Raw genomic sequence first — 12,136 nt, 5'->3', positions numbered from 1 at the left:
TAGGATATTGGCTTCGCGCATCTTGTTGTCCAAGTGTAGTTTTTAGCGAAACCATTTGATCATGCAACAAGATGCGCTTCCACCCTAATTTGATGATTTATTTGTAAATCATCAGGGGATTCTTCAGTACTTAACGGCCTATAATCGCTGAATCAAAACTAAGCCAATACATTGAATAACAATATAAAAAAACACGCTCAACTTGAGGTTTTGAAAGGCTAAACCGAGATAGCGTCAGATAAATCATCATATCTTTAACCCTAGCACACCAGCTAGCCATCTTCGCCTTCACGACTTCTAGTCTAATAGGTACCATTTACTCGTTATCAGTAGGTAAAGTGAGGCTCACAATTCTCCATGCACAGCTCAAAATAATTGGCCTCATAATAAAGACTTATGCTATAAGTTACCCCATTAGGAATAGGCTAATATGGACATAAAATGCGTGTTTGCGGTGAGACCAAGGCTAAAATTGAGCAGCGACGTTTTTCGACACTGTTTTTTTTACTGAGTACCTCACTATTATTGTTATTCTTAGTCAGCCATCAAGCTAAAGCTCAAGAAAGTCAAAATGTTATACAAAACTCCTCATCTCAGACTGTTACCTTAGCAGCCGAAGACAGTTGGCCCCCATTTGCAAACCAGTTTGGCCAAGGCATTTCTCATCGACTGATCGAAGCCGCATTTAAACAAGCTCACATTGAGGTCAATAGTCTTGTTGTGCCCTACAGCCGAGCCTTGATGATGGCCGAAAAAGGGGCTGTCGATGGAGTATTTAATGTCACAAGAGAAGCCAGTACCGAGCAGCGATTTGTGTTTGGTAATACACCTTTATTTATTGCCAAAGCCTCTTTTTACCAACGAAAACAGCGTCCGTTAATTGCAGAAAATAAATGGAAAATCCCAAAAGGTAGCATTATTGGGGTGATAAAAAGCTATGAGTATGGCGATGAATTTCCTGAATTAGTCAAACAACGCCAACTCAATCTCGTCACCGTCGCCACCCAACAACAACTAATCAATTTACTGCTGATTGGCCGAATCGATGCTGCTGTTATGTTTGATCTTGTCGCACAAGAAAAACTGCAAAACATGGGGGTAACCGATGAAGTGATTGCCGCATTCAATAACCACAGCAGTCAGATTTATTTAGCGTTCTCGAAGGAAAACCCTAAAGCTGCGTTATTAGCTAAAGCCCTCGATCAAGGCTTATCCATGCTGAAAGAAAATGGCCAATATCTGCAATTGTTGAGTGCTAACTAATCACCTAATCCAGCCTTGAAGTTAGCTCCCCACACTCTGCCCTTGAATGCGGATAATCTCTTGATTGACCCACTGCAATAACTGTTTAATGGCTTTAGATAAAATCTGATTTTGGCGCACAATATAGCCTAGGCTTGTACTTGGAAAATCCGGCAGTGGTGTCACCTTACTCTTTAAGTTTGTCTTAGTGTAAATAGAAAACTCAGGCACAATAGCCACCCCAAAACCAGCCTCAGCCCAATCGATTTGTGCATCAACACTGCCGACTTCCATAATCCGATAACGAGGCAAATTTAAGCTAGGTAAGGCGGGATCAAGCAGCTCGCGGGTACGGGTATCGTGCCCAAGTAAAATCAAGGTAGGTTGCTCCGCTAATGGCATATCATCACGCCCTTGACTCTGCTGCCATAGCGCTAAATTATTCCCAAGTGCGCACCATTTGATTTGCTGCAACTCAGTAAAATGTAGCGGCTGACTTTCCTTTTGAGCGATAACAAAACCTAAATCCGCCTCGGCATTGGTGACCAGTTCAGAGGCTTGAAACGAAGTAGTATTGAGCAGGGAAAAATCAATCCCGGGGAATTCCGCTTTAAACAATTGAAAAGGCTGAATTAACAACAAGCGAGAAATGATGTCGCTAGCCGCTATGGTTAAGGTACCTTGGCTAAGATCGTTGATGGCATTGAGATCCGCCTGACACACTTGCAACTCCATCAAGGTCTTCTGGCTGCTCTCGAGCAAACGGAACCCCGCCTGAGTTAACCTAAACGGATTACGTTCAATCAACTTCACCCGCGTGTTCTGCTCAAGTTGTTTGATATGCAGGCTGACATTGGGCTGTGTCATATGCAGCGCCGCAGCTGCCTTACCAAAGTGTTTACACTCAGCCAATGTCACAAAGGTTTTTAGCCAATGAAGTTCGAGCATTGCTTTTATCTCCATCCATCATTCCCAATTGCGTCATGATATATGACTTTCTTATCGATGTGATAACTATAATTAATTTCTCTTATTCGATAACGGGGTCTAGCATAACCGCTTAATTCCTGTGGAGATGATGTTATGCCGTCTATCGTAGTTGTGGGTGCAAATTGGGGTGATGAAGGCAAAGGCCGCATCGTAGATTATTTAGCCGCTGATGCTGCTGCGAGTGTTCGCTTTCAAGGCGGTAACAACGCAGGCCATACAGTCGTAAACGACTATGGCACCTTTAAATTACACCAATTACCTAGCGGTATTTTCAATCCAAACTGCGTTGCAGTACTTGGTCCTGGCATGGTGATCAGCCCTGAAAAACTCAGTGTTGAGATCGCCGAAGTCGAAGCGGCTGGCATTGAAGTTAAATTATGCATTTCTGACCGCGCAACCCTTTGCTTACCGATCCACGCACTGGAAGATACCTTAGAAGAACAACGATTAGGCGATCTGGCCTACGGTTCAACCCGTCAAGGTATCGCTCCAGCCTATGGCGATCGCGTGATGAAAAAAGGCATTCTGGTTGGTTGGTTAAAGCAACCCGAAGTGCTGCAAGAGCGCATTCAATTTATGCTTGATTGGAAGCTACCACAATTAAAGGCGCTCTATCCAAGCTGTGACTTCTCCCAAACTGCCGCCGAAATGACTCAGTGGTTATTAGATGTCACCGCGCCATGGCGTCCCTTTATCTGTAACGTGACAGAGCCATTAAAAGCGCTGCAAAAACAAGATGCTAACTTACTGTTTGAAGCGCAATTAGGCGCAGGTCGTGACTTAATTTACGGTGAATATCCGTACACAACCTCTTCTAACGTGACGGCGGCTTTCGCAGGTTTAGGCAGTGGCTTACCCGCGCTGCGCCCAGAGCGCATCATTGCCGTAGCCAAAGCCTTTAGCTCATCTGTCGGTACAGGTACTTTAGTTACCGCGATGGAAGAGCAGGATGACTTCCGTAAAAACGCCAACGAGTTTGGTGCGACTACGGGTCGTCCACGTGATATGGGTTACTTCGATGCCGTTGCGACTCGTAATGGTGTTGAGCTGCAAGCAGCAACTGAAATCGCCCTGACCAAGATTGACTGCCTGACAGGCATGAAAGATCTCAAGATTTGTGTTGCCTACGACGGTGAGCACACTGAGAACCCAATTTGGCCACAAACGGCTGCATTAAGCCCAGTGTACGAGCAAATGGAAAGCTGGAGTGAAGACATCACCACTTGCCGTACCTTCGAAAGTCTGCCAAAGGCTGCACAACATTATGTTGAACGCATCGAAGCCCTCATGGGCGTGCGCGTCAGCATGGTGTCAGTTGGACCTGAGCGCGATCAAATGATCATTCGCTAACGCATCGATTACCCTACAAAAAAGCCATATTCGTTTCGGCGAATATGGCTTTTTACTTTTGCTTTTTATACTCATCCCCCATTCCAATGGGACTGAGCGACTCTCTTGGGTTTTGTTTCACAAAATAAACCGCTAGACTGCGCTCAAATGAATAATCCTATATCGATGATTTTATGCCGCAATTTAGCCCGACTTATTCTTTTCCTGTGCAAATTTACTACGAAGATACCGACTTTTCTGGTGTGGTGTATCACCCGAACTTTTTGAAATACTTCGAGCGTGCCCGTGAGCATGTGATTGGCGCCGAGCGTTTACGCGAGCTCTGGCAACAGCAACAATTAGGTTTCGCCGTGTATCGCAGTGATATGTTGTGCCACGAAGGCGTGGAATTTGCCGACATCATCGATATCCGCACTAAGTTCTACTTTGAGAGTAAATACCGCACTGTATGGCAGCAGGAAATTTGGCGACCCAACGGCAAAAAACCTGCGGTCACGGCCACCATTGAAATGGTCTGTATGAATCAAGCGCGACAACTCGCGCCGATGCCAGCAGAGTTAATCACTCAATTAAGCTTAGGAATGTGACCCCATATTGACGCAAAGCATTTTGGGTGCAGGACGGAGTCGATGCCAGTGCATCTCAAGCTCTACTGCCCGCATTGGCTTGGCGTAGCATATGCCTTGAATCCGATCGACGCCCATCTTGACTAAGAAATTAAGCACCTCTTGGGTTTCAACGCCTTCGACCGTTACTTCATAACCGAGTTTTTTAGCAATATTAATGCTGGCCTCAAGGATATATTCAGAGGGTTCGTTCGGTTTCAGATCCTCAAGAAATGCTTTATCAATCTTCACTTCGTTTGCAGGTAAATGTTTTAAATAAGCGAGGGAAGAATGACCAGTACCAAAATCATCGATGGCGAGTTTTACCCCAAGGCTGCGGATTTGCGCTAAGGTATCAACGGCTTTATTTAAATCTGCCATCAAAGTACTCTCAGTAATTTCAATCATTAAGCATTCTGGCGGTAACTGGTAATGCTTTAGGCGCGCATCGATTTCATGGGGTAAGGTTTCACTATCGAGATCGCGAGTCGATAAATTCAACGCAACACAAACAGAAATCCCCGCTAATCGCCATTTTACCTGCTGCTGGAGCACTTGTTCTAAGGCCCAATGGCTAACGAGATCGATCATACCCGCGCATTCGGCAAGTGGGATAAATTCCCCAGGAGAAACCAATCCTAGCTCTTCATGTTCCCAGCGGATTAATGCCTCGACCTGAGTGCATCCGCCTGAAGCAACATCCTGCTTAGGTTGGTAAACCATGTATAAATGATTGCGTTGTAAACCATTAGGCAAGCTATCAATAATCTTTAATTCTCGCAGCTGGCGAATATCGTCATTCTCACTGTAACAGGCAATTTCGATTCGAGTTGAACGGGCTTTTTTGAGTGCCAAATCGAGTCTTCTGAGCATATTACTCACGTCGGCATGGTGCTGCGCTAATTGCAAACAGCCAATTTGTAGGCGCACACTGACTGGCGTATCCTTAATTTTAAAGGGTACCTGCAAGCGACCACGTAAATGCAGCAACGACTCCTGCGACAAACTCTGCTCATAATAGAGAAAAAACTCATCACCATTTAAGCGGGCAATCAGTTTCGGCTTTAGGCTTAAGCCAGTTAACCGATCGGCAAACTGTTTTAGCAAAATATCGCCAAACACAAACCCAAAAAGATCGTTCACATAGCGAAAACGATAAATATCAATAAGTACTAAAGTACCTTGTGTGATAGGCATTAACGAAGCCAGTGCGCGTTTAAGTCCCACACGATTATTTAAGCCTGTCAGCTTATCTTTGCCCATGCCCGCTGGCAGTGCAGCGAGCATCTCATTTAAGGAATGATACAGGGACGCATACTCTTGCGGCACATCAGCAATGTTAAGTGGGCTTCGGTCCGTCTTTTGCTTTTCAAGTTGAGGGCATAACTGTGCTAAGAATTGCTGCTGTTGGCGCAATGCTTGGGATCTTGTGCGTAAAAGAAACAGCACGGCGATCAAAACGATAACCAACGCTAAACTGATAAACTCCAGAATAACCATATCTAGGCCTCAATCTTACAGCGTAAGCTAATGACCAATATTTCCTCACCATAGGACAAGATTAATTTCCTTCTAAGCCCTAGGATTACTGGTAACTTTCTTTGATTGAATGGAATTTATCCATAAATTCATCACTTGCTAAGTCATTCGCCGAGACGGGTAATCCACGGCTAACAAACACATCCATCCGCTGCTCAAAATCAGCTCCTGCGCGTAACTCGCCAGTGTAGAATGCCGCGGCACGGATAAAATCTAAGTAGGTAACATGGTCGGGTAAATAGGGCAAATCAGCCCATCGCTCAACTACTTCCATCACCTCAGGGGCAAAATCCCAACTTTTTAACACGGCACGACCTAAAGGGCCTTGCATTTTACGTACTAAAGAACGCAATTGCTCAATACTGGTAAATAACTCAGGATGGGCCTCCGCCTCAGTGAGCACAGGCAAAGCACCGATATTATGGACTAAACCTGCAAGGGTTAAAGTGTCTAAATTTAACTGGCTAGGACGACGCTTATTGTACATCTGCAATATGGCACAAGCCGCGGCCGTCACATCGATAGAAGTACGCCAAACCTCATCCATCACTTCCCACACCATTTCATTGGTGGAAATAAATAGCTGCTCCATCGCCACTGATGTCGCAATACTCTTAATTTGGATTAAGCCAATACGGGAGACTGCGCTATTAATACTCTCGGCGGGAATCCCACGACTATACAAGGCACTGTTGGCCACTTTAATAATACGCGCCGAAATGGCCGCATCTTGACCGATCACCTCTGCCACTTGCTTAAGACTTGCATCTGAGCGGCTCACCACTTCTTGCACCCGCATGGCGACTTCAGGCAAGGTTGGCAATACTAAGGCATCATCTTTTAATTTTTTAAGTAATCCGACTAACAGTAGATGTTCAGTAGACATCTTCGCTCCCATCAATCTGCAAACATAAAGCGGTAATAGTTGGAGTATATCAGTTGACGATCATTTGATGGGCAGAAAAAAGCATCAGACGTTAATTATTTGTATGACGCTGTTATCAATTTAGTCTCACGACAAAACATTTTACGCTTTGATATCTCAGATTAAGTTAAAGGTGAAAATCAATGGAAACACACAAATGGATTCATGGTCTCGCACGATCGTCAGAGTAAGAATGGTAGGTATATTCGTAAAACGCGAACTATACCTAATCTTAGACGTAGCAATTTGCATAAGCCTACTTTGATTGTGTAAAATGCCGCCCCCGCGCATTGCGCCTCCATCTACCAACCAATTCGAGAGTCATTATGTTTAAACCAGAGTTGTTATCTCCCGCTGGGACGCTGAAAAACATGCGTTACGCCTTTGCCTATGGTGCAGATGCCGTGTACGCCGGTCAGCCGAGATACAGCCTAAGGGTACGTAATAACGACTTTAAGATGGAAAACCTCGCAACGGGTATCGAAGAAGCCCATGCGCTGGGTAAAAAGCTTTATGTGGTGAGTAACATTGCTCCCCACAACGCCAAGCTCAAAACCTATATCAAAGATATGGAGCCAGTAGTGGCGATGAAGCCCGATGCGCTGATCATGTCAGATCCTGGCCTTATCATGATGGTGCGTGAGGCTTTCCCTGAGCAGGTGGTGCATTTATCGGTGCAAGCGAATGCCATTAACTGGGCGTCGGTCAAATTCTGGCAAACCCAAGGCATTAAACGGGTGATTTTATCCCGTGAATTATCCTTAGATGAAATCGAAGAAATTCGCCAACGTTGCCCCGATATCGAGTTAGAAGTGTTTGTCCACGGCGCCCTGTGTATGGCCTACTCAGGCCGTTGTTTGCTGTCGGGTTACATCAACAAACGCGATCCAAACCAAGGCACTTGCACTAACGCCTGCCGTTGGAAATACGATGTGCATGAAGCGCAGCAAACCGACTCGGGCGATATCATTGCTCTGTCGCCACAAGCTAATACGGTGCAAATCGAGACGCCGACCTTAGGCGCGGGTCCTGCGACCGATCAAATATTCCTGCTGCAAGAAGCCAATCGCCCCGGTGAATATATGCCAGCGTTTGAAGATGAGCATGGCACTTATATCATGAACTCTAAGGACCTGCGCGCAATCCAACACGTTGAGCGTTTGGCCAAAATGGGCATCGACTCGCTGAAGATCGAAGGCCGTACTAAGTCTTTCTACTATGTGGCCCGTACCGCACAGCTATACCGTCAGGCCATCGACGATGCTGCCTCAGGCAAGAGCTTCGATCGCAGTTTGATGAATCAACTCGAAGGCTTAGCGCACCGCGGCTACACCGAAGGTTTCTTACGTCGCCATGTCCATGATGAATACCAAAACTACGACTATGGCTACTCGGTCAGCGATACCCAACAATTTGTGGGTGAATTAACCGGTAAACGCAATCTGGCTGGCCTTGCCGAAATCGAAGTGAAGAACAAATTCTCCGTCGGCGATAGCGTTGAATTAATGACGCCGCAGGGCAATATCAGCCTCACCATCGAACAACTCGAAAACCGCAAAGCCGAAGCGGTTGAAGCGGGATTAGGTTCGGGCCATACCGTTTACTTGCCCGTGCCGAAAGAGGTTGATCTGAACCACGGCATTTTACTGCGTAACCTGCCTCAAGGTCAGGATACCCGTAACCCACACGAAGCAGGCTAAGGCATGGCATTACTGATCGACGACAGCTGCATCAATTGCGACATGTGTGAACCTGAATGCCCAAATCAGGCTATCACCATGGGGGAAGAAATCTATGAAATCGACCCAGACCGCTGCACCGAATGCGTAGGCCACTACGATAAGCCGACCTGTGTTTCCGTCTGTCCGATTGATTGTATTGACCCTGACCCTAACCGTGTCGAGTCCCACGACGAGCTGTTAGTCAAATTTGCCATACTCACGCAAAAAATTTGATTGAGCGTCAGCCGTTTAAACTTAACAAAAAGCCCCGCAATCTAAGCGGGGCTTTTGTTTATCGGTTGATTACAGCCACGTTCGCATCAGCTTAAGCTTGGGGATTTAGCTAAAATCACCGTCGGTTTTGCCTCAAGCTGCAAACGCACAATGGCATCGGCCAGTTTTTCAACGCTCAAGCGAATGGGTGTCGGCAAGCTAGCAAATTCGATACTGAGCAGCAGATTTTTTACCTCAAGCCCTAACTCGGTATCGCCTTCAATACTCAGTTTACGCTGGAAAAACAGCGTATCAGGGTCTTCTTTCGCCGCCGCAACCAACAATAATTCCGCAGACTTGGCACTAAATGTCACTTGGGCATCGGTCAGTTCACGCACCTGCCAACGGCCATCGAAACTCACTTCAAAATGCAGATTTAGATCTTCAACTCGAATCGCAACCCACTTACCTGCCAAAAAATCTAACTCGCCATCTTCAGCCTGCGACGCCAGCAGCTGTGTTAGTAGTTGGCTTAGCACCTTAGCCTTGAGGCTAAAGGGCACTTTAGAGAGTGGCAAACGGATCAGTTTTGGGGTGAGTTCGAGCAGTTGTTTTGCAAGATTAGCTGAAAAAACAGCGGACATAAGCAGTTACCTAAGGATAAAAAACACTATATCTCCCAGTTTACCGAGATTTTATGATCTTAAACCTGTTTTAAATCAATTCACCGCCATTCAATCTTCCCTACACTCTGCCCCTGTTATTTTATCGGGAGCACCATTATGGAGTTGTTGTGTCCAGCAGGAAACCTGGCCTCGCTAAAGTCGGCGCTGCAGGCCGGAGCCGATGCTGTCTACCTTGGGTTAAAGGATGATACCAATGCACGTTCATTCGCGGGCTTAAACTTCACCCCTGCAAAATTACAGGAAGCCGCCGATTTGACCCATCAGCGGGGCAAGAAAATCTTCCTCACCCTAAATACCTTTCCTAAGCCGAATGAGGAGCACCGTTGGTATCAGGCCATCGACTTGGCGGCCAGCATTGGCGTTGATGCCTTAATCGTCGCCGATCTGTCGCTGCTCGACTATGCCCATAGGCAATATCCGCATATTCCGCTGCATTTATCGGTACAAGCGAGCGCCACCAACTTGGGCGCACTGAGCTTTTATAAAGAGGCTTTTAATATCGCGCGGGTGGTGTTACCCAGAGTGCTATCGATGAAACAAGTGCGTGACTTAGCCAAGGTCAGCCCTGTCGATTTAGAGGTCTTTGCCTTTGGCAGCCTGTGCATTATGGCCGAAGGCCGCTGCCACTTATCCTCCTATGTTACCGGCCAATCGCCAAACACTGGTGGCTCTTGCTCGCCAGCGAAACACGTGCGCTGGCAAGAACAGGGCAAAGACAGATTGACCCGCCTCAACGAAGTCTTGATTGATAAGTCAGGGCTCGATGAGCAAATGGGCTACCCCGTCGTCTGTAAAGGCCGTTATCTCACCCAAGACGATGATAAACCGCAATATCTGCTCGAGTCCCCCACCAGTTTAAATACCCTTAGCTTGCTGCCTGAGCTTGCCAAAGCGGGCATAGTGTCACTCAAGATTGAGGGGCGTCAGCGCAGCCCTGCCTATGTAGAACAGGTGACCAAGGTTTGGCGCCAAGCGATTGATACCTATCTTCATCAGCCAGATAAATTCCAGACTCAGGCCCATTGGGAGCAAGCCCTTGCTAAAGTCTCCGAAGGCCAAATTACCACCTTAGGCGCCTACGAGCGCGACTGGCAATAGCCCTAGCGATAACCACGAAGAAGAAACGATTATGAAAATTTCCCTCGGCCCACTGCTCTATTGCTGGGAAAAACAACAGGTCATCGACTTTTACCAGCAGGTGGCCAATAGTCAGATCCCGTTAGTTTATTTGGGTGAAGCCGTCTGTAGCCGTCGACGCGAACTCAAATTTGGTGACTATCTCGAACTGGCCAAAATGCTGAAATCTGCGGGTAAAGAGGTAGTGCTGTCAACGCTCGCCCTTATCGAAGCGCCCTCGGAATACACAGAGCTTAAACGTCAGGTCGATAATGGCGAATTTAGCATTGAGGCCAACGACATGGCGGCCGTGTATCTCGCCAAGGAGCACAAGCTACCCTTTGTCTGCGGCGCCAGCATCAATAACTACAACCGCGCCAGTTTAGATATTTTGCAGCGCTTTGGTATGCAGCGCTTTGTGATGCCGGTAGAACTGTCGAAGACTTGGCTTAGCCAAGTGATAGAGAACAAGCCCGCATTCGAAGTCGAAGTGCTCGGCCATGGCTACTTGCCGCTCGCCCACTCGGCGCGCTGCTTTACCGCTAGGCATCAACATTTGTCGAAGGACAGCTGCGAAACCGTTTGCCGCCAATACAGCAAGGGTTTACTAGCACAAACCCAAGAAGCTCAACCTTTGCTGAGGTTAAATGGCATTCAAACCCAGTCGGCCAGCTGTGTCGATTTACGCAGTGAAATCAATGAAATGATAAAGGTTGGCGTAGATGTGTTTCGGGTTTCGCCCAGCAGCTTAGCCTGTATCACTCAGGCCGATGCGCTGGTCGAGGCGTTAAAGACTAGGGCAACGGACGCTCAGTTTCCTCTTAGCGATGAGCACTGTAACGGTTACTGGTTTGGCGAGGCAGGACTGAAATCCTTAGGCTACTGAAATCCTTAAGCTGATAGCTTTATGGGCTATCAGCTTAATCACTCACTCGGGAGCTGGCTCCTGAGCGAGTGACTGTGGAGTAAGCAGTAGCGCCGCCGTCCAACTTAATAAACTCCCAAGCGCAATCCACTCTAACAATGCAGGCCACCATAAATCGGGCCTTGGCAATTGCAGCACCATTTCTTGATAGAAAGGTCTGTCTCCTTCCGTTAAGCCCAATGCTAACAGCGGCACATAGAGAAAAGTCATCATACTGAGCAATACCAACAGCGCTAATAATATCGTCAAGCGCTGACGGTGCTGCGAGCCGAATCCCACCCATAGTAGATAACAAATTGCACTTAAGCTGCCAAAGTAGAAAAACCATTTAAGTGCGAGGATATGCAAGTGATACACATTGACTGGAAATAGCCCAACACAGGCTAAGGCTAAAAACGTCAGTGCTAGAGCGCAAAAGAAAGGATATCCCCAAAACCCGCTTACAGTCTGTAGGGAGGAAAGACAATAAAAAACAATGCTTAAACTGCCAAAAAATAAACCGCCATTGAGCACCACGGCAAAGCTAGAATGGCCATAGGTTCCCAATTCACTCAGTGTATGATTTAAAAAATTGAAGGAGCGTGTTTCAGAATAATCAAATCCGAATACCGGTGTTTTTCAAGATAGTTGTCACTCTTTGTTTAAATATTAAGCTGCATTTATTACGCCTTCTTCTGGTGCCTTATCTGGGTTGAGTGTTACAGCGCCAACCGCTTCACAATTTCTGATCTCTGTAGACCAACGCATCGGTTTTCTTTCCTTCGCCGCCTCAAGCACTTTCTTGCGCTTCGCTAAAATAGCGCCATCTTGCAGTGCATGACGTT

The 12,136-nt window shown here is 46.8% G+C and carries 12 protein-coding genes and 1 pseudogene; 7 read left to right on the top strand and 6 right to left on the bottom strand.

Translation table 11 applies throughout. From position 1 onward, the window contains the following. The first annotated feature begins 441 nt into the window (after nt 1–441). Nucleotides 442–1,263: a transporter substrate-binding domain-containing protein gene (locus tag AEA42_RS06720; protein ID WP_055647296.1), complete on the top strand. Its 822-nt coding sequence runs from the start codon at nt 442–444 to the stop codon at nt 1,261–1,263. Between the two features lie 21 nt (nt 1,264–1,284). On the opposite strand, the gene AEA42_RS06715 is transcribed toward AEA42_RS06720, so the two are convergent. Next, on the bottom strand, nt 1,285–2,190 hold the full coding sequence (locus AEA42_RS06715; protein WP_037415386.1) for a LysR family transcriptional regulator: 906 nt from the start codon (nt 2,188–2,190) through the stop codon (nt 1,285–1,287). A 135-nt stretch (nt 2,191–2,325) separates the two neighbouring features. Between AEA42_RS06715 and AEA42_RS06710 the strand changes: the two genes are divergently transcribed. Both AEA42_RS06710 and AEA42_RS06705 read left to right on the top strand, forming a co-directional pair. Continuing rightward, nucleotides 2,326–3,582 (top strand): adenylosuccinate synthase, encoded by a 1,257-nt coding sequence (locus tag AEA42_RS06710; protein ID WP_037415384.1) that lies wholly within the window; start codon nt 2,326–2,328, stop codon nt 3,580–3,582. A gap of 173 nt (nt 3,583–3,755) precedes the next feature. Then, the gene (locus AEA42_RS06705) at nt 3,756–4,169 is read left to right on the top strand and encodes a thioesterase family protein (RefSeq protein ID WP_037415381.1); all 414 of its coding nucleotides are present in this window, start codon (nt 3,756–3,758) and stop codon (nt 4,167–4,169) included. Here AEA42_RS06705 and AEA42_RS06700 read toward each other — a convergent pair. Together AEA42_RS06700 and AEA42_RS06695 are read right to left on the bottom strand one after the other, a co-directional pair. Next, entirely contained in the window at nt 4,158–5,687 is a 1,530-nt protein-coding gene (locus AEA42_RS06700; protein ID WP_037415378.1) for a bifunctional diguanylate cyclase/phosphodiesterase, read from the bottom strand. The genes AEA42_RS06705 and AEA42_RS06700 overlap by 12 nt on opposite strands. Before the next feature lie 85 nt (nt 5,688–5,772). After that, entirely contained in the window at nt 5,773–6,612 is an 840-nt protein-coding gene (locus AEA42_RS06695) for an HDOD domain-containing protein (protein WP_037415376.1), read from the bottom strand. Between the two features lie 365 nt (nt 6,613–6,977). Here AEA42_RS06695 and yegQ point away from each other — a divergent pair, with 365 nt between their 5' ends. Together yegQ and AEA42_RS06685 are read left to right on the top strand one after the other, a co-directional pair. Beyond that, the gene (yegQ, locus tag AEA42_RS06690; protein ID WP_055647295.1) at nt 6,978–8,351 is read left to right on the top strand and encodes a tRNA 5-hydroxyuridine modification protein YegQ; all 1,374 of its coding nucleotides are present in this window, start codon (nt 6,978–6,980) and stop codon (nt 8,349–8,351) included. Nucleotides 8,352–8,354: 3 nt separating this feature from the next. Beyond that, nucleotides 8,355–8,606, top strand: coding sequence for a YfhL family 4Fe-4S dicluster ferredoxin (locus AEA42_RS06685; RefSeq protein WP_011621854.1), 252 nt, complete (start codon nt 8,355–8,357; stop codon nt 8,604–8,606). Between the two features lie 86 nt (nt 8,607–8,692). On the opposite strand, the gene AEA42_RS06680 is transcribed toward AEA42_RS06685, so the two are convergent. Beyond that, nucleotides 8,693–9,229, bottom strand: a complete 537-nt coding sequence (locus AEA42_RS06680) for an SCP2 sterol-binding domain-containing protein (protein ID WP_055647294.1) — start codon at nt 9,227–9,229, stop codon at nt 8,693–8,695. Between the two features lie 138 nt (nt 9,230–9,367). Here AEA42_RS06680 and AEA42_RS06675 point away from each other — a divergent pair, with 138 nt between their 5' ends. Together AEA42_RS06675 and AEA42_RS06670 are read left to right on the top strand one after the other, a co-directional pair. After that, nucleotides 9,368–10,369, top strand: coding sequence for a peptidase U32 family protein (locus AEA42_RS06675; protein ID WP_055647293.1), 1,002 nt, complete (start codon nt 9,368–9,370; stop codon nt 10,367–10,369). A gap of 31 nt (nt 10,370–10,400) precedes the next feature. Next, a complete protein-coding gene (locus tag AEA42_RS06670; RefSeq protein ID WP_055647292.1) occupies nt 10,401–11,273 on the top strand; it encodes a U32 family peptidase in 873 nt (290 codons plus the stop codon). A gap of 42 nt (nt 11,274–11,315) precedes the next feature. On the opposite strand, the gene AEA42_RS22875 is transcribed toward AEA42_RS06670, so the two are convergent. Further along, entirely contained in the window at nt 11,316–11,867 is a 552-nt protein-coding gene (locus tag AEA42_RS22875) for a hypothetical protein (protein ID WP_055647291.1), read from the bottom strand. A gap of 93 nt (nt 11,868–11,960) precedes the next feature. Further along, nucleotides 11,961–12,136, bottom strand: a pseudogene (locus AEA42_RS22190) (IS3 family transposase); the annotation flags it as partial.

The organism is Shewanella sp. Sh95 (assembly GCF_001308045.1).
GTDB classification, from domain to species: domain Bacteria; phylum Pseudomonadota; class Gammaproteobacteria; order Enterobacterales; family Shewanellaceae; genus Shewanella; species Shewanella xiamenensis.
This window is presented reverse-complemented; position numbering and strand designations above follow the sequence as displayed.